This is a genomic window from Paenibacillus abyssi (assembly GCF_014640295.1).
Lineage (GTDB): Bacteria > Bacillota > Bacilli > Paenibacillales > Paenibacillaceae > Paenibacillus_D > Paenibacillus_D abyssi.
The window spans coordinates 420,181-436,691 of sequence record NZ_BMGR01000002.1 but is presented as its reverse complement, the minus strand read 5'-3'; the positions used below and the strand labels follow the sequence as shown (position 1 = coordinate 436,691).

Below are 16,511 nucleotides of genomic sequence, written 5' to 3'. Positions count from 1 at the left end.
AATGCATGAGTATAGATAATTCCATTCTCTTAAATCGTGTGTTTACACGAAACACGCTACGTGAGATTGTAGAAAGTAACTACAGTGATGTATACGCTAACGCAATCCGAAGATACATTACTGACCCTTTAGGTAAGGACAACAGGCAACTGATAAGTGAAATATATACCGTACTTAAAAAAGAATACCGCAACGAGTACTATTACAAAAATACGATTCTAAATAAATTGCTTCTTGGTGTGCACAAGCCCACAACAACGACAGCTTTAACAGAGGTTTCCGTTGGAAAATCTAAAGCTGATTTTGTGTTGATTAATGGACACGCTGTTGTTTACGAAATAAAGACAGAGCTAGATAATCTTGATCGCCTTGAGTCACAAATTACGAATTATTATAAAGCGTTTTCTCGAGTGTCTATTCTTGCTTCTGAGAACCATATTGATTCAATACAAAAGCGACTAGGTGGTTCTTTTGTAGGTATATATGCTTTAACCAAGAAAGGCACAATTAAAGAGACAAAACAGCCTCAAGAATGTGTCGACTATTTAAATAAAGATACAATGTTTAAAGTACTTCGAAAAAATGAGTACGAAAGTATCATCATAAAACACTTCGGAGTCCTTCCAGAAACATCCCAATTCGAATATTATAAAGCTTGTAGGCAATTATTTCTCCAAATTGATACCATCATGGTTTATACGGATTTTATAGCTACATTAAAGAAACGTGGCCAAATTGATGTAGAATTGTATAGTCAAATTCCGTATGAATTAAAGTTTTTAGTTTATTTTTCTTCTTTTAAAACAGATGATTATAGAAGGCTTCACACATTCCTGCAACAAAAGGAGGCTAGTTCATGTATTTCCCTTATCTGAGAGGTCGACAGTTTGAACTCATAGCTATAAGAGAACTTCTCGAAAAATCGCTGATGAGTAGAAATGTAGTGCCAGTTGTTGAGCCAGTTAAATTATCTTCTGCGTTGATAAAAACCATGGCATTCTTTCAAGAGAAGGATCGTACTTTGGGTCTGGTTCGAAATCCTCAGGTTGGAAGCATGATCAAGGACATAGCCGATGAGAAATATGAAAAAGATAAGGACCGTTTTTATGAAATACTTAAAAAATCTAATATTCTATCGTTTCTTTATACTGATGCCAATTTATTAGCACGTCTTTCTTCCCTTGAGGATCAAGGAGTAAACAAAAAGGACATTGCCACCATAAGCATCAATCAAGATTCGATTTCTTATTTTGAATCTGCTTATGCATCCAGCTCTCCAAAATTTAATTTTATACGAGATGAAAGCGGATTTCGCAGACGAATGCCAAAACAGAGGGTAATGTTCGAAGATCGTTATCCTAAAAAGAGCCGCAACGTAGACTATTTAGAACTAGAGGATGAACATTTTTCTTCGGATCACCTGTACTACGAGCAAGAAGGGTATCTGGCCTTTTCAGATTATTCAGTTGTTGGAAATGGATATTCAGAGTCTGGATTTGCTCCGTATGCGATTGCAATTCATATCGTATATATTGCGGTTGATCAGACCCTAAGAGTTCGACATTTTGTATCTGATACAAATGATGACATCACAGATCCAGCAGGTAAATTTGCCGAGGCTTTGGAAAAGTTGGTCATATGGAACCAAACTCAGAAACTTGATACATTTGGGGTTCGATCTTTTGAAGATATGTACAGAAATCGGTCATACCCTGGATTAGGAATCGTAAAGAAGCTATCTATAATGCATCACTTAGAGCTTATGAGTCGGTATGTGGATGGGGTAAAGTAAATGAAATTTTGTAGCCACTGCATTATTGACGGGGAGTTAAAGCCTATTGTTGAAGGTTTGGGGCAATTAGAGAGCTCTTGTCCTATTTGCGGAAAAAGAAGAGCATTCATTTATGATACAGATATACATTCAGAACTTACAGAATACTTTGAGCAATTATTGGAAATATATACGCCTGAGTCAATGCTTCCTTCCGATTTTCCAGATGATGAGAAGAGATTGTTAGTTACTGAACTCACAGATCGTTGGCATATCTTCAATGATAAGTTGACATCGACAGATGTGTATCGAATAATTCGTGCACTATGTGCTGAAAAATATTCAAGTATGTCTAGTTTGTTTGATGCACGGGTTGGTATAGCAGAGCTAAATGATAAAGAGTACCTTCAAGACCACTCTTTACTGCGTTCAAACTCATGGGATGACTTTGTAGGGGTTGTTAAAAATCATAATAGATTTCACTCAAATCAAATTGAGTTAACAGTCCTCAATCGTTATTGCTCTTTCATTCGAAAAGTATACAAAAAGGGATCAATATTTTTCAGAGGACGTATTTCCTCGGAGGACGGTTTTCCCTTAGATCAAATGGGGGCTCCTCAATCAGATAAGGTAACCGCAGGAAGAGCGAACTCAGCTGGTATACGCTGCTTATATTTAGCGAATGATCTGGATACTACGATTCATGAGGTGCGGGCTGGTATCTTTGATTATGTCTCGATAGGAAAGTTTGAATTAATCCAGGACATAGTTGTCGTTGATTTAAAGGCAATTGACCATATCAGTCCGTTTATTGATGGCTGCGACTTTGTGGAGCATGCAATCAATAAAGAGCACCTGAAGCGAATAAATATGGAGATTGGACGTGCCTTGAGAAGAAGTGATAGTGTTTTAGATTACGTACCGACACAATACATAGCCGACTTTATTAAAAGTATCTTGCGTGAAGGTGAACCGGAGTACGCCGGAGTTGAGTACAATAGTACAATTAATCTGACAGGACAAAATTTAGCAATTTTTTACCCAGAGCTTTTTGAGTGCACTGATGTTGAAGTATATCATATTAAAGAACTGGAATTTGAAAAAGAAAGAATATAGAAAACAGAAAATAAAAGTTATTTACATACTTTATCCATTTAGTGCTTCACCAAGCCATAACAAAAGAGAACACTCAGCACGGCGTTCTCTTTGCTACTGGATGTTAATCGCCCATTGATTTCAGCGCTTGACGTTCATCTTCAACCCAGTTTTTCCCTCATCCAGTTTCTCCACAGGTCGTACAGACATAGTCCCCAGTCTTTCCATGACGACTAGTTTCACTGACTACATGTGGGTGACTGCAACAGTTGTTGCCCCATTTTTTTCGTAGTTCAGCAGCTTCGGTGATATCTATAATATCGCTCCTTTATCCAACTTCTTACCACAATCATACTATAGTTACTTAAGTTTCCCATAAGTGTAGAGCTTCAGGGAAGCAGAAATAGTTACTTTAGGGACCATCAAAGGCTGTCGCGCGACACACTTTGAGAGATTTTCGCCGATAGACCCGTTAAGCTGAAAAATGCCACAAATGATTTCGCCCTATCTGTGATACGGTGAACCGTACCATAAGTAACGGCAAGTTTTAAGATTGACAATAACAGGAGCACATGATAATTTTATCCTAGGGAAATAAAGGCAATGTAACCTTCGGGTTCAACCTCGCTGAGAAGTGGGTTGGACCCTTTTTGCATTCCAAAAACTGAAGGAGGACTTTTATGCTGAAAACACAATTGCTGCTTCAGCGGCTCGACGAGATCGGCAAGTCGCTCGAACGCAAGGGGGGAGTTCTATTATTGTTGGGAGTTGGTTCCGTTGGGGTCGAGATAGATCGGATGGATGAGTATTCGGATTTAGACTTCTTTGTCATTGTGAAGCCTGAGCAGAAAAGTAGATATATCGACCGCTTGGATTGGCTTGAAGAAGTTCACCCACTAGCCTATTCTTTTAAGAATTCGGATGTCGGATATAAAGTTCTGTTCGAGGACGGAATTTATGGGGAATATGCAGTATTCGAGGAGCGGGAGTTGGAGAACGCTTCCTATCCAGAAGGACGCGTCGTTTGGAAGGATCCCTCGTACCGGAACACGGGAATCACAAAGCCTTCCAACCCGATACCCAGTCTAAAAAAGGACTCCCTGGACTTTCCTTTGAACGAAGCATTAACAAATCTATATGTGGGACTCGGCCGTTATGCCAGGGGTGAGCGTCTATCCGCGATGAGGTTCATTCAAGGTTATGCTATAGATCGGATTCTTTCCGTACTGCACTTATTGGAGCAAGAGGTGGAATACTTTCCCGATCCTTTCGGAGTTGAGCGACGGTTGGAAAAAAGATACCCTCGGTTTGCGGAAATCATAGGAGAAATGCTGCAGGGATATAATCATGTTCCCGAATCGGCACTTCGCATTTTAAACTTCATAGAAGAAGTGTATCCCGTCAATCCAAGGTTAAGCGATGAAATACGACAATTGGTCAATATAACTTGCCGTTACAAACAGCGCGGTGAACCGTATCATCAATGACGCAAAATCACAAAAAAGTAGACAAAAAGGCAGGCTTTGCAAAGCGTCTCGGCATCGAATCGTCGGTTTGTCGTGCATGTCATGAAAATAAAAATCCAACCGGTTTAGCTGAACCATACCACAAGTAATAACTCAGAACCCAGCTATTCCACTTCAATCGCTTTCACGGTTTCACCCTCAATTAATACGGGCTGGTAGTAGGTGTTGATGGGCAAGTCCTTTTTGCCTTGCAAATTTTTAATGACCCAGTCCGCTGCGTCGCGTCCCATTTGTTCTTGGGGGTGCGTCAGCGTCGTTAGTTGGATATTCGCGCTTTTGGCGAAATATGAATTGTCCTGGCCAATAATGGACAGCTCGTCCGGAATCGAAATCCCCAGTTTTCTGCAGAGATGTAACACTTCCAAACCTACCTCGTCGTTGTAACAAACAAGCGCCGTCAATTCATCCCGATTATCGTTCAGATACACTTCCAAGTTAGCGGACAGGTCCGACTTCGTCTCCGTATCGAAAGAAAGCACATGCTCGTGCTGGAACCGCAATTTGGCTTCCCCAAGAGCCTTGATAAATCCCTTCATTCTAAGCTTGCCTTGCAAATCATCCATTTTCGCGATAATGCCGATGTGGGTATGTCCTTTGTCAATCAGCTCTCGGGTTGCGAGATAGCTGGATTGCACGTCATCCAGACAGAAGAAAGGGACTTCCAATTCTTCATAATAGGCATTGATCATTGCGAACGGAACCTCCTGCTCCTTAAAAGACAGGTAGTAGGCGATATTAGGGTTGTATACATTGCTTCTGGTAGGCTCTATAATCAGTCCATCCACGCCGTAGGACAGCATCATTTCCAACGCCTTTTTTTCCTGGGAGATATCATTATTAGTACTGGCTAACAGCAAGGAATAGTTATCTTCATTTAATCGGCTTTCAATGCCGCGGATAATGGAGGGGAAGATGTAATCTGAGATATAGGTCGTGATGACACCGATCGTTTTATTTAGGGCCTTGGCACCCGTTCTGGACCGGTATTGGCTGCTGACGTACGTGCCGGATCCCCTCTCACTTCGCAGGAACCCCTCGTTCGATAACTCCAGAATGGCTTTTCGAACCGTCTGCCGGCTAACGTTATAGCTCTCCTGCAAAGCGGACTCAGAAGGGATTTTCTCGCCTGCTTTGTACGTTCCGGAGAGAATATGACTTTTGATATCTTCAGTAATGAGCTGGTATTTTGGCTTCATGCCATCCACTTCTTTCATCATTATTCGAAAAGTTGTACGTACACATTTTAGCATGAATTACGTGAAATGCAAATGAAATGGCATTATTTTTGATTCCAACCGTACAAATTCCATGGTTGTCAATAGGAAAGCACCATAATCAGACGAGTAAAGTCGATGTACCCCCTTATGTTAGTATAACTATTAGTATATGTTGACAAATGTACGTACAGAAAATATACTAAAGCTGTCGGCAAATGAAACCGCTTTTTTTTCGGTCGAAACCTTCCGGATGTCTCATCAAGTGGCCCGATTCGATCGAAAGCAGCCAATATAGGGATCGAATTTCTATGTAAACCGCGAATAGAGAGGGGATATATGTGACCATGAATCATGTAGACTTGAAAGAAGCGATAACTAAGGGAGAAACTTCCCTGGGTATCGAATTTGGATCTACGCGGATCAAAGCGGTGCTGATCGATCGTCGTTTCGAGACCATCGCATCGGGAAGCTTTGAGTGGGAAAATCAGTTGAAAGACGGATATTGGACATACAACCAGAAGGATATTATCACAGGCCTCCAAACGGCTTATCGTGAAATGAAGCAGGAAGTCGAACGGAATTATGGAGTCACCATCCGGACCGTCGGTTCGATCGGGTTTTCCGCTATGATGCACGGCTATATGGCGTTCGACAGTACGGGTGAGCTGCTAGTTCCGTTTCGGACTTGGCGCAATGCAACGACCGGCGCGGCAGCAAGGGAACTAACGGACTTGTTCCAATTTAATATCCCCGAGCGCTGGAGTATTGCCCATTTGTATCAAGCGATATTAGACCAAGAGGAACATGTGACTCGCATTGATTTTGTAACGACGTTAGCCGGGTATATCCACTGGCTGCTGACCGGCAATAAAGTGATCGGAATTGGAGATGCTTCCGGCATCTTCCCTATAGATGAGTCAACCCATGATTACCATCCAACGATGGTTAAGCAATTCGATGAATTAATCGCGGCCAAAGGCTATCCATGGAAGCTTGAGGGCCTTCTTCCCAAAGTATATCTCTCCGGCGAGCAGGCTGGTGAACTAACTGCGGCGGGAGCCGCCATTCTGGACCCGGCCGGGGATCTGCGACCTGGTATTCAGCTATGTCCTCCGGAAGGCGATGCCGGCACAGGTATGGTTGCGACGAATAGTGTCAGGAAGCGTACGGGAAACATCTCCGTGGGCACTTCCGTTTTTGCGATGATTGTATTGGAGAAGGAATTATCCAAGGTTTACCCAGAGATCGATATGGTCACGACGCCGAATGGCAGTCCGGTAGGCATGGTGCATGCCAACAACTGCTCCAGCGATCTCAACGCTTGGATGGGCTTGTTCCGTGAATTCTCCGAAGCCATGGGATATGGCGTAGATTCCGGAAAATTGTTCAGTGTGCTGTTGAATAAGGCATTGGAAGCCGACCCGGATGGAGGCGGATTGCTTAGCTACGGTTATCTCTCGGGCGAAAATATTACGGGAATCGACAAAGGCAGGCCGTTGTTCGTTCGCTCGCCTGAAAGCAACTTTAATCTGGCTAATTTCATGCGAACGCACTTATTCGCTGCTTTCGGAGCATTGAGGCTCGGAATGGACATTTTGACTGAGAACGAACAGGTGGCCATCGACAGCATCTTGGCTCATGGCGGCCTCTTCAAGACCCCTGTAGTTGGACAAAAGACTTTAGCCGCTGCGCTGAACGTACCGATCTCGGTCATGTCGACGGCCGGTGAAGGCGGGGCATGGGGCATGGCGCTTCTGGCATCTTACATGACCAACAAGGGTCAAGAAGAGAGCCTAGAGGACTTCCTTGAGCAGAAAGTCTTTAAAGATGCCGAAGGGCAGGAGATTGCTCCTGATAATGCGGATGTCATAGGATTCCAAGCATTCATCAAACGATACCAGGCAGGGCTTGCCATTGAACAGGCGGCTGTAGACCATCTGCTAGAGAACAGGAGGGACTAAGGTTGTTAGAACAATTGAAAGAAGAGGTATATCAAGCGAATCTGGATTTGCCGAAGCACGGCCTCGTAAAATTCACTTGGGGCAACGCAAGCGCCATCGACCGGGAAAGCGGCCTGTTCGTGATCAAACCGAGCGGAGTAAGCTATGAAAAAATGAAGCCGAGCGACATGGTAGTTTTGGGTCTCGACGGTAAGGTGGTCGAGGGGGACCTGAGACCTTCCTCCGATACCGCGACTCACGCCGTATTGTATAAGCGATATCCGCAAATCGGCGGCATCGTACATACCCACTCGACCTGGGCAACCATCTGGGCGCAAGCGGGACTCGATGTACCCGTCATGGGAACGACACATGCGGATACCTTCTATGGCGCCGTACCTTGCGCGCGGTTCTTGAACCAAGAGGAGGTTGACCGCGGGTACGAAGCGGAGACGGGCCACGTTATTATCGAAACGTTCGAGAAGCGCGGATTGGATGTTATGGCGATCCCGGCCGTACTGCTCCAGGGGCATGCACCTTTCACTTGGGGGAAAGACGTGAAGTCGGCGGTCGTCAACAGCGTCGTACTGGAGGAAGTCTGCAAAATGAATTTGTACGCGCGGCAATTGAACCATTTTGCCAAAGAACTGCCTCAAGGCATTCTGGATAAACACTATCTTCGGAAGCACGGGAAAGATGCCTACTACGGGCAGAAATAATAGCCTTACCCATTATTAATTACAGAAAAGAGGATGATCAAATTGTCAGTAACAGCAGCTAAACAGTTTTGGTTTGTCGTAGGTTCGCAGCATCTGTACGGGGAAGAAGCGCTGGCTGAAGTAAAAGCTCACGCGCAGACGATGACTGATGCCTTAAATAACAGCGGTGTGCTCCCTTATCCGATTGTCTTGCAGGATCTGGCTGTCAGTGCGGATAAAATTACAAGCATCATGAAAGAGGTCAACTATCGCGACGAGGTGGCGGGTATCATTACGTGGATGCATACGTTCTCGCCTGCGAAAATGTGGATTCGCGGTACAAAATTGCTGCAAAAGCCTCTGCTTCACTTGGCAACCCAGTTCAATGAAAGCATTCCTTGGGCAACGATCGACATGGACTTCATGAATCTGAACCAGGCTGCTCACGGCGACCGCGAATACGGCTTCATTAATGCCCGTCTGAAAAAACAAAATAAAATCGTCGTAGGCTACTGGGAGCGTCCGGAAGTGCAGCAGCAGATTGCGGATTGGATGGACGTAGCAGTTGCTTATAACGAAAGCTTCAATATCAAAGTCGCTCGTTTTGGCGACAACATGCGCAATGTTGGCGTAACGGAAGGCGACAAGGTCGAGGCTCAAATCCAATTCGGATGGACCGTGGACTACTACGGCATCGGCGACCTCGTGCAATACGTGAATGCCGTTACGGAGCAGGAAATTGATGATCTGATGGCCCAATATGCAGAGCTTTACGAATTCGATTACGGCACGAACAGCAAGGAAGCTTGGGAAGCGAGCGTCAGAATTCAAGCAAGCTATGAAATCGCCCTCAAACGTTTCTTGGATGAAAAAGGTTATAACGCTTTTACGACGAACTTCGAAGATTTGCATGGCATGAAACAGCTTCCGGGTCTTGCCGTCCAACGTCTGATGGCGCAAGGTTACGGCTTTGCCGGCGAAGGTGACTGGAAGACTGCAGCGCTTGACCGCTTGCTGAAGGTAATGAGCCGCAATCAAAACACGGGCTTTATGGAGGATTACACGTACGAGATGGCGGCCGGTCAAGAAGCTATCCTGCAATCCCATATGCTAGAGGTCGATCCGTCCTTGGCAAGTAACAAGCCGAAAATTATTGTTTCGCCGCTTGGAATTGGCGACCGCGAAGATCCGGCGCGTCTCGTATTCGACGGCAAAGCCGGCGAAGGCGTCGTCGTATCCATGGCGGACTTCGGCTCTCATTATAAATTGCTGATCAATGAAGTTTCCGCATTCGAGCCGACGGTGCCGGCTCCGAACCTTCCCGTCGCTCGCGTCTTGTGGACTGTGAAACCGAACTTCCAGGACGGAGTGAAGGCTTGGATCGAGAATGGCGGCGGCCACCATACCGTTGTTTCATTGAACTTGACGACAGATCAAATCGTGACCTACGCCAAGCTGGTTAACTTGGAATACGTCGTCATCAAGTAATATAAAGACAACCGTTTCTTTCGTAAATGGCTATTCCATTTACCAAGAGACGGTTTCTTTTTGTTTTCGGAATAGTTTCGCTTTAATGATGGTACGGTGAACCTTGTCATAAGTAGGGCGAAGTTTTTGGCCTTACATCCTTGCCGGGAGCGGAAAGTTGCCCCGGCGAAGAGGGGGTGAGACCACTTAGGGATCGTTTTAAATAAGTGGCCTCATATTGGTTAGAGGTGAGATTTTGAAAAATCTCGATATGATAAATCACTGTATGAAATGTAACCATCTTTCATTAATCTGCCAACCATGATTCCAGGGTGTATGCCCTGTATTTCGCAAAACTTTCTGAGTTCTGCTTTGTTTTTGTAATTTTCATGTTTGACAAATTCTGTGTAGGAATAATTATCAACTAGGGTGTTTAATGCAAATTGATCTGCTTCGGTCTCCAATTTGTTGATTTCTTTCTGTTCCATGTCAATAAAAATAGTGCTCTTCTTGTGTTGTAAAACATTCGTTTACAGCGACTCGCCTTCGACGACCTGATGCTGCAGGAGCATGGCGGACAGATGCTTGCGCTCGTTCTCGTTGATTTGATCGATCAAATAATTGATCGCGGTCACGGCGATTTCTTTGGCCGGATATTTCACCGTGCAGAGCTTGGGGTTGATATGCTTCAGCATGTCGATATCGTCGAAGCCCATGATGCCGACCTGCTCCGGGACTCTGATTTTCTGTTTCTTGAAGAAACTGAGCACTTCCAGCGCGTAATAGTCCGCAGGGCAAACAACCGCATGACGGACGGAAGAGCTCCAATCCATATCCTGCAGCGCCAGGAGATAATTTCTGTCGGTAATGACGATCGGCTCGGGTAGAGCTCGTTCGGCGAGCACCTCCCGGCAGCCTGCAAGCCGTTCCTCCAGCGTGTACAGATTCACCTTGCCCCGGTGGGCCAGAGGCGGGCACACATAGACGATCTGCTCGTAGCCTTTATCGACCACATACTGCACCGCGTCCCTCATCGACTCCCGCTCGTTGATCCCGACATAGGGAAAAGAAGGGGAAATGCGGTTGCCGATCGTCACAATCGGAATGTTCATCTCTTTCAGCTGCTGCTCGAACGCTTCACCCTTCTGCACGCTGAACAGAATAATCCCGTCCACCCGCCGGGTCTGAAAATGTTGAAATGCGATTTGCTCGTTTTCGGGCCGGTTGTGCGTGAATATTGGAAATACGACGTAGCCCAGCTCCCGCGCTTTAATTTCCATCGCCGTCATCAGCTGCGCTAAATACGGATTGGTCACGTCGAACAAGACGACCCCGAGCGTAAAAGACTGACCCTTCGCGAGCCCTCTTGCAAGATGATTCGGCAAGTAATTCAACTCCTGGGCAGCCTTTAAAATTCTTTTTTTCGTTTTTGGACTTATTCCTTTACGGTCGTTTAGCGCCCTGTCCACGGTTCCTTCCGAAACGTTGCACAATTGGGCGAGTTCTTTAATTGTGACTGTCATCAAGCAGCTCCTTAGAATAGCGTTTGCGCACACGTTACTAACAATATAGTAATTGATCCGCGCTCTCAAAACAAGATTTGCTCGAAAAAAAACTTATTGACACCGCAATTTTTATGGGATATATTTGCCAATATCAGGAGTCGATGTCATGGATTTGCCTGCCGGGGCTTCTGATTTTATTTTTTGGACTATCGTGTACGCCCACGAAAGCGTCAGTACACGACCGTGTCCGCCAACGTAAATTTCGACATATTTTCGTGGGCGCACACGGAATACATACCAAAGGAGAGACATGGGACAATGGCAAAAATGGAACTGAATGCACACCGAGAAATCGGCAAAAGGGACAAAAAAATCTTCGGCCAGTTTATTGAACACTTTCACCGTCAAATTTACGGGGGCATCTATGAGCCGGGCTCCGCTTTGTCGGATTCGCGCGGCTTCCGCAAGGATGTGCTGGATGCGCTGAAAAATATCGAAGTTCCCGTTGTGCGCTGGCCTGGCGGCTGTTTTGTTTCCGCTTACAACTGGAAGGACGGCGTCGGGAAAAACCGGGTTCCTTATTTCGATAAGGCATGGCGTGTCGAGGAATCCAACGAGTTCGGCACCGATGAATTCATGGAGTACTGCCGGGAGATCGGCGCCGAGCCGTATATCTGCACGAATGCGGGCACAGGTACGCCGGAAGAGATGAGCGACTGGGTCGAATACTGCAACCTGGAGTCGGAAGGCAAATGGGCTAAACTGAGAATTGAGAACGGATACAAAGAGCCGTTTAAAGTGAAATATTGGAGCATCGGCAATGAAAACTACGGTCATTGGGAAATGGGCGCCAAGGAAATCGGCGAGTGGGGAAGCTTCGTCAGAGAATCCGCGAAAATGATGAAACGGGTTGACCCGACGATCGAGCTGCTCGCGGCGAGCATTCCGGATCTGGACTGGAATATCGACTTGCTCCGCAAAGCCGGCAAATATTTGGACTGGATCTCCATCCATGATTACTGGGATAAACCGGGTATCAACAACGAGCTTTCGAATTACGAGTACTGCATGGCAAAAACGGTTCATATCGAGCCTCCGATTGTCAGGACGAAAAGCATTCTCGAGTCGCTCGGTTATTTGGGCAAAATCCGCATCGCCTTCGACGAATGGAATCTTCGCGGCTGGTACCATCCTCATGTCGATTCGAAAACCGAGGACTGCGTCACCCCGCGTGACAAAAACGACGACAACTCCACCTACACGATGGCGGACGCCGTATTCTCCGCTTCCGTGCTGAATGCTTGCCATAGACATTGCGACGTTGTCGGGATGGCCAATTTCGCTCCGACCGTCAACACCAGAGGAGCCGTGTTCACCAATCCGGAAGGTATCGTACTGCGCTCGACATACCATGTGTTCGCACTGTACACGCAGCAGCTTGGCGATGTTGTGATCGATTCGTGGCTGGGGGACAACAGGTCGTTTACGGTCGGCGAAGGAGATGCCGCGGTACAGGTGCCGACGCTCGACATCGTCGCGACGAAACGGACCGAGGATGCGAGCTTGCGCACCGCTATCGTTAACCGCCATCCGGAACAGCCCGAGACAATAATCGTACCGGTCGGCGGTTCATATACGCAGGCCACCTTATACAGCGTAGTCGGCGACTCCAAAGACGCTTACAACGATGTGGGCATCAATCAGGTTCGTACGGTAAGGCGGCCGCTCGCGATTGAAGGGCAGCAGCTGCAGTTTGACGTAGAGCCTCACTCCGTAAACGTTCTTGTATTGGCTTAGGTTTGGCGATCTTCCTAAACGAAGATATTCAACAATACAGTGAAAAGAGGCGATAGTATGCGTAAAGGGTCGGTAATTTTTCTTTTGTCGGTCATGATGCTGTTCACCATTCTGGTTGGATGCAGCGGCAACAATTCGGGCAGCGGCGGCAACGCCGCGGCGAACGAAGGCGAGGGCGGTACCGCAAACAGCGGTGCTGCGACGAAGCTTTCGCTCTGGACGTTCAGCGAGCTGCATATCAATTTTTACAAAGAGATGGAGCGGCAGTGGAATGAGAAAAACCCGGACAAACAAGTGACGCTTGAATTGACAACGCTTCCTTACGAGGACATGCACAACAAGCTGCTGCTCGCGCTGCAATCGGGCACCGGAGCGCCGGATTTGGCGGATGTCGAGATTAGCAAATTTGGCAACTTCCTGAAAGGCCAGCCGCAGCTCGTTGAATTAAACGATGTCGTCGAGCCCGAGCTTGGCAACGTGGTTAAATCCCGTTTCGATATTTACAGCAAAGACGGCAAATATTACGGCATCGACTTCCACGTCGGCGCAACCGTCATGTACTACAACAAGGGAATTCTCGATCAGGCGGGGGTAGACCCCGACTCGATCGTTACTTGGGACGATTATCTCGAGGCCGGCAAAAAGGTTGTGGCCGCTACCGGCAAACCGATGACAACGCTGGAAACTTCGGACCACTGGTTCCTATGGCCGGCGATTAACCAGCAAGGCTCGGACTATCTGGACGAGAACGGGAACGTCATTTTGGATAACGAGATTAATGTCAACACGCTCAAATTCGCGCAGAAGCTGCTTGACGAGAAAGTCGCGGTGATCGCGCCGGGCGGCGACCACGCCGCCGAGGAATATTTCGGCTTTATGGACAACGGCGGCGCGGCTTCGGTTATGATGCCCTACTGGTACATGGTTCGTCTGACCGATTACATGCCAAGCCTGAAAGGCAATATCATCATCAAACCGATGCCCGCCTGGACGGATGGCGGATTCCGCTCGGCCGGCATGGGCGGTACGGGAACGGTCGTCACGAATCAGGTGAAGGTTCCGGAGCTTGCGAAGCAGTTTCTGGCGTTCGCCAAAATGTCCAAGGAAGGCAGCATCCAGACGTGGAAAATACTCGGCTTCGATCCGCTCCGCACCGATGTTTGGGATCTGCCTGAGATGAAGGAAGCGAACAAGTTCACCGAATATTTCGGCACGAATATTTTCGATACGCTGATCGAAGTGAAGGACGAAATCAATCCGGTGCACATTACCGAGGATATTCCCGCCATCGTCGACAAAATCAAGAGCGACGTGCTCCCGCGGGTGCTTGAAGGCAAAGAAGATCCGGCCAAAGTACTGAAGGAAGCTGCGGATCAGTTTCGAAACTAACAGGCCGTTCGGATATCAGTCTCTCAGAAGACTGATATCCGACTATTTTAGGAGGGATTATTTTGAGCGCTAACGTTTCGCCTTCCATCCAAGGTAAAACAAGCGACGGCAGGCTCAGGAAGCTGCTGTACTCGCAAAAAGCGGCTCCCTATTTGTTCGTTTTGCCGTTTATCGTCTCGTTTTTTCTGTTTTTCCTGTATCCGATGGTCAACACGATCATCATGGCGTTTCAGGAAATCGCGCCGGGCGTGACCAAGTTTATCGGTCTTAAAAACTTTAGCAATCTGATGAATCCCGATTTTTATAAAGCGCTTCGCAACAGCACCGTGTTTACCTTATGGACTTTGCTCATCCTCATTCCGGTTCCGTTGGTGCTGGCCATATTTTTGAATTCGTCCCGCATGGTGGCCAAAAACTTTTTCCGCTCCGCCATGTTTATTCCGGCGCTCACGTCGGTTGTCGTGGCAGGTACGATTTTCAGGCTGATTTTCGGCGAGCTTGAAGGCGCTTTGCTTAACTCCTTCCTTGGTTATTTCGGCGTCGACCCGATCAAATGGCTGGTCAATCCGTGGTCGAGCATGATGGCGCTCGTTGCGCTCGCAAGCTGGCGCTGGATCGGCGTCAACATTCTTTATTTTTTATCCGCGTTGCAAAATATTCCGAACGAACTGTACGAATCGGCCGGCATCGACGGCGCGACGGCGCTGCAAAAATGTTATTATATTACACTGCCAATGTTGAAACCGATTACAATTTACGTGCTGACGATCAGCATCTATGGCGGATACGCCATGTTTACCGAAAGCTATATGCTATGGGGCGGAAGCAATTCCCCGCAAAATATCGGTCTGACTATAGTGGGTTATATTTACCGCGAGGGGCTGCAGCAGAACAACATGGGCTTTGGAGCCGCTGTAGGTATTACCCTGCTTTGTATAACGCTTGTCATCAACATCATACAACTAAGAGCTACCGGGCAGTTCCGTAAGGAGGATTGAGAATCGTGAACGATAAAAAAGCCGGCCGGAGTCTTCCTTCGGTATTGATGCTCATTCTGTTTATCGTGTTTACTGTTGTCGCGCTGTTCCCTTTATTCGCCTTGCTGCTCGCTTCGTTTAAGCCGTCGCAGGAGCTGCTCCGTTACGGGTTGAACCTGAAAATTCAGCCAGAGCTGCTGACGCTCAGAAATTACATGTCCGTGTTTCTGCCGAACGAATTCGGCGCGACCAGCAGCTATCTGCTTTGGTACAAGAATAGTATCGTCATCACCGCCGTGTTTACGGTCATCTGCCTGCTGTTTTCATCCCTGGTCGGCTACGGCCTTGCCGTGTATCGATTCGCGGGCAGAAACCTCATTTTCCTGATGGTGCTCGTCGTCATGATGATACCCATCGAAATTCTGCTGCTGCCGATGTATAAGCTGATGATTTCCCTGAAGCTCATCGATACGATTTGGGGCGTCATTCTGCCGTTTGCGGTGGCGCCGCTGCCGATCTTTTTCTTCCGCCAGTACGCGATGGGGCTGCCGAAGGATTTTCTCGACGCTAGCCGGATCGACGGCTGTACCGAATTCGGCATTTTCTTTCGCATTATGATGCCGCTGATGGCGCCGGCATACGGCGCGATGGCCATTCTGCAGGCGCTGCACAGCTGGAACAATTTCCTCTGGCCGATCATCGTGCTGCGGACGAACGAGAAGCTGACGCTGCCGATCGGCTTGTCTTCCCTCGTCACCCCGTACGGCAACAATTACGATATCCTGATTGCCGGATCGCTGCTCACCGTACTTCCATTGATTGTCTTGTTTCTGTTTTTCCAGCGCTTCTTCATCTCAGGTCTGACCGTTGGCGGAGTGAAGGGGTAAGGGACTATGGTTAAGCCCCGGACGATTCGTTCGGGGTTTGTTTGTGTTTGTGGATGAAGGGCAGATCCAGCTCAAGCAGAAGATCAATCCCGCCTCCAATCCAGCCGTCTGGGGCGATTTCTCCAATTGCCGCTTTGCGATCGTAATACTCCTTTAAACCAAGCAAGATCATCCTCTCACCTCAATTTCCCGTCGGTCGGTAACATCAGTATCGGAAGATTATACGGAAATGGCAGGAACTT

At 47.3% G+C, this 16,511-nt stretch carries 14 protein-coding genes; 11 read left to right on the top strand and 3 right to left on the bottom strand.

Features of this window, described 5'->3' with window-relative positions:
* Positions 1-5 precede the first annotated feature (5 nt).
* The 4 genes from IEW11_RS04500 to IEW11_RS04485 all read left to right on the top strand — a co-directional run bounded on the left by IEW11_RS04500 (position 6) and on the right by IEW11_RS04485 (position 4,353).
* Entirely contained in the window at positions 6-875 is an 870-nt protein-coding gene (locus IEW11_RS04500) for a sce7726 family protein (protein ID WP_188529432.1), read from the top strand.
* Positions 857-1,792 (top strand): sce7725 family protein, encoded by a 936-nt coding sequence (locus IEW11_RS04495; protein ID WP_188529430.1) that lies wholly within the window; start codon positions 857-859, stop codon positions 1,790-1,792. The genes IEW11_RS04500 and IEW11_RS04495 overlap by 19 nt, the downstream gene beginning before the upstream one ends.
* Positions 1,793-2,887 carry an RES family NAD+ phosphorylase gene (locus IEW11_RS04490; RefSeq protein WP_188529428.1) on the top strand — a complete coding sequence of 365 codons (1,095 nt, stop codon included), beginning with the start codon at positions 1,793-1,795 and terminating at the stop codon, positions 2,885-2,887.
* Positions 2,888-3,546: 659 nt separating this feature from the next.
* Positions 3,547-4,353: a hypothetical protein gene (locus tag IEW11_RS04485; RefSeq protein ID WP_188529426.1), complete on the top strand. Its 807-nt coding sequence runs from the start codon at positions 3,547-3,549 to the stop codon at positions 4,351-4,353.
* A 143-nt stretch (positions 4,354-4,496) separates the two neighbouring features.
* Here IEW11_RS04485 and IEW11_RS04480 read toward each other — a convergent pair whose 3' ends face one another.
* On the bottom strand, positions 4,497-5,588 hold the full coding sequence (locus tag IEW11_RS04480) for a GntR family transcriptional regulator (RefSeq protein WP_188529424.1): 1,092 nt from the start codon (positions 5,586-5,588) through the stop codon (positions 4,497-4,499).
* A gap of 365 nt (positions 5,589-5,953) precedes the next feature.
* Between IEW11_RS04480 and IEW11_RS04475 the strand changes: the two genes are divergently transcribed.
* Genes IEW11_RS04475 through araA form a run of 3 tightly spaced genes read left to right on the top strand, consistent with a single transcriptional unit; the run spans position 5,954 to position 9,735 of the window.
* Complete coding sequence (locus IEW11_RS04475; protein WP_188529422.1) at positions 5,954-7,570, top strand: xylulokinase; 1,617 nt, start codon at positions 5,954-5,956, stop codon at positions 7,568-7,570.
* Between the two features lie 2 nt (positions 7,571-7,572).
* Positions 7,573-8,268, top strand: coding sequence for an L-ribulose-5-phosphate 4-epimerase (locus IEW11_RS04470; RefSeq protein WP_188529420.1), 696 nt, complete (start codon positions 7,573-7,575; stop codon positions 8,266-8,268).
* 42 nt (positions 8,269-8,310) lie between these two features.
* Positions 8,311-9,735: an L-arabinose isomerase gene (gene araA, locus IEW11_RS04465; protein WP_229724950.1), complete on the top strand. Its 1,425-nt coding sequence runs from the start codon at positions 8,311-8,313 to the stop codon at positions 9,733-9,735.
* A gap of 509 nt (positions 9,736-10,244) precedes the next feature.
* Here araA and IEW11_RS04460 read toward each other — a convergent pair.
* Positions 10,245-11,237, bottom strand: a complete 993-nt coding sequence (locus IEW11_RS04460) for a LacI family DNA-binding transcriptional regulator (protein ID WP_188529416.1) — start codon at positions 11,235-11,237, stop codon at positions 10,245-10,247.
* A 300-nt stretch (positions 11,238-11,537) separates the two neighbouring features.
* On the opposite strand from IEW11_RS04460, the gene IEW11_RS04455 reads away from it, so the two are divergent.
* From IEW11_RS04455 to IEW11_RS04440, 4 genes are all read left to right on the top strand, one after another.
* Positions 11,538-13,016 (top strand): alpha-L-arabinofuranosidase family protein, encoded by a 1,479-nt coding sequence (locus IEW11_RS04455; RefSeq protein WP_188529414.1) that lies wholly within the window; start codon positions 11,538-11,540, stop codon positions 13,014-13,016.
* A 57-nt stretch (positions 13,017-13,073) separates the two neighbouring features.
* Positions 13,074-14,405 (top strand): ABC transporter substrate-binding protein, encoded by a 1,332-nt coding sequence (locus IEW11_RS04450; protein ID WP_188529413.1) that lies wholly within the window; start codon positions 13,074-13,076, stop codon positions 14,403-14,405.
* Between the two features lie 86 nt (positions 14,406-14,491).
* A complete protein-coding gene (locus tag IEW11_RS04445; RefSeq protein ID WP_373289300.1) occupies positions 14,492-15,403 on the top strand; it encodes a carbohydrate ABC transporter permease in 912 nt (303 codons plus the stop codon).
* A 47-nt stretch (positions 15,404-15,450) separates the two neighbouring features.
* Entirely contained in the window at positions 15,451-16,269 is an 819-nt protein-coding gene (locus tag IEW11_RS04440; RefSeq protein ID WP_188529521.1) for a carbohydrate ABC transporter permease, read from the top strand.
* Positions 16,270-16,279: 10 nt separating this feature from the next.
* Here IEW11_RS04440 and IEW11_RS04435 read toward each other — a convergent pair whose 3' ends face one another.
* Positions 16,280-16,441: a hypothetical protein gene (locus tag IEW11_RS04435; protein ID WP_188529411.1), complete on the bottom strand. Its 162-nt coding sequence runs from the start codon at positions 16,439-16,441 to the stop codon at positions 16,280-16,282.
* Positions 16,442-16,511 lie beyond the last annotated feature (70 nt).

What these genes read in the sequence shown, in the direction of transcription:
- IEW11_RS04460 (WP_188529416.1), bottom strand. Translation starts at nt 11,237, where the DNA reads ATGACAGTCACAATTAAAGAACTCGCCCAATTGTGCAACGTTTCGGAA.
- IEW11_RS04455 (WP_188529414.1), top strand. Translation starts at nt 11,538, where the DNA reads ATGGCAAAAATGGAACTGAATGCACACCGAGAAATCGGCAAAAGGGAC.
- IEW11_RS04440 (WP_188529521.1), top strand. Translation starts at nt 15,451, where the DNA reads ATGCTCATTCTGTTTATCGTGTTTACTGTTGTCGCGCTGTTCCCTTTA.
- IEW11_RS04480 (WP_188529424.1), bottom strand. Translation starts at nt 5,588, where the DNA reads ATGAAGCCAAAATACCAGCTCATTACTGAAGATATCAAAAGTCATATT.
- IEW11_RS04495 (WP_188529430.1), top strand. Translation starts at nt 857, where the DNA reads ATGTATTTCCCTTATCTGAGAGGTCGACAGTTTGAACTCATAGCTATA.
- IEW11_RS04490 (WP_188529428.1), top strand. Translation starts at nt 1,793, where the DNA reads ATGAAATTTTGTAGCCACTGCATTATTGACGGGGAGTTAAAGCCTATT.
- IEW11_RS04435 (WP_188529411.1), bottom strand. Translation starts at nt 16,441, where the DNA reads ATGATCTTGCTTGGTTTAAAGGAGTATTACGATCGCAAAGCGGCAATT.
- IEW11_RS04450 (WP_188529413.1), top strand. Translation starts at nt 13,074, where the DNA reads ATGCGTAAAGGGTCGGTAATTTTTCTTTTGTCGGTCATGATGCTGTTC.
- IEW11_RS04500 (WP_188529432.1), top strand. Translation starts at nt 6, where the DNA reads ATGAGTATAGATAATTCCATTCTCTTAAATCGTGTGTTTACACGAAAC.
- IEW11_RS04475 (WP_188529422.1), top strand. Translation starts at nt 5,954, where the DNA reads ATGAATCATGTAGACTTGAAAGAAGCGATAACTAAGGGAGAAACTTCC.
- IEW11_RS04485 (WP_188529426.1), top strand. Translation starts at nt 3,547, where the DNA reads ATGCTGAAAACACAATTGCTGCTTCAGCGGCTCGACGAGATCGGCAAG.